Genomic DNA, 1,100 nt, shown 5'->3' on the forward strand with positions numbered 1-1,100 from the left:
CAAGAAAATAGACGTCATCTACCGGGCGGATCAGCGCGTTGACCTCTTCCAGGGCCTTTTCCAGGGTGGTCCTCGGCAGGTCGTTGAACAGCCGGGCGCGCACGTTGTCATCGCTGATCGAGCTGTCCAGCACGACCTTGCACGCGGCGGCGAGCGTCGCGGCCGACCGATCCAGGTCTTTCAGGCTGCGCATGCGGGCTTTCTTGTCGGCCTTCTCCGCGTTGCTGAACAGGTCGCGCAGCAAGGCCTCCAGGACTTCCAGTGCGTCGTCGTGCGCAGTCGCCTCCAGGCAGAGTGCGAAGGCCACCAGTGTCGCCATCCGCCGCGACGCCGGCAGCCGATTAATCGCGGTGACCTTGGCCGTGTTGGCGAAGCGGGCCAGGGCGGCGATACGGCTGGGAGGGATGTGCGCCGCCGCCGGCAAGGTGATGCCGATGCCGCGCACGTCATCGAGCCGGCGCAGTGCCCGAATCAACGCGGGGCCACTGACCATGACCGGGCCGGAGCGCAATTGATCCAGCCGGGAGCTGCGGTTGCCTTCGGCCACCGTCAGCAAGTCTTGCAGTTGCAATCGCTGTTCCTCAGTCACGCTGCGGCCCAGCGTAAACCAGAGGCGTTCTTCGACCCGACTGCGCAACTGGGCGATAAAGCGCTCTAGTTGAGACACACCAGGCAGGAGGACTTTCTGTGTGAACAGCCACGAGGTGGCTCGCTCAAACAGCACTCCCGGCCGGTCGGTGCCCGTCCAGCAGAGGGCATACAGCCAGCGGCTCAAGCGAAAGCCGATGCCCGGATCGGTGAAATGACGATAGCCAAAGCGGTTCTGAATATCGGTGGCATGTATCCAGCGGCGATGATCGCTATAGCGCTGGAGGCAGTCGGGGTCTGGAATCGCCAGTTGTCGGCAAAGCACCTGCAGGACTTCCACCGGCACGGCGGCGGGCTTGTCCGGCAGAACGCCAACGAAGCGGACGGTGGTCAGCAGAACGGCATAACCCAGACGGTTATGGTTACCCCGCAGCACCTGGATGGCTTCACGGTCTTCATCGCTCAGGTGGAAGTAACGTTCCAGCTCTTCACGGCTGGGCGAATCAACATAG

At 63.3% G+C, this 1,100-nt stretch carries 1 protein-coding gene; it reads right to left on the bottom strand.

The genetic code is table 11. From position 1 onward, the window contains the following. Positions 1-1,100, bottom strand: a 1,100-nt coding sequence (locus L6D77_RS27010; RefSeq protein ID WP_236170227.1) for a DUF4158 domain-containing protein, incomplete at both ends; no start/stop codon positions are given.

The sequence above is a fragment of the Pseudomonas parasichuanensis genome (assembly GCF_021601385.1).
Classification (GTDB): domain Bacteria; phylum Pseudomonadota; class Gammaproteobacteria; order Pseudomonadales; family Pseudomonadaceae; genus Aquipseudomonas; species Aquipseudomonas parasichuanensis.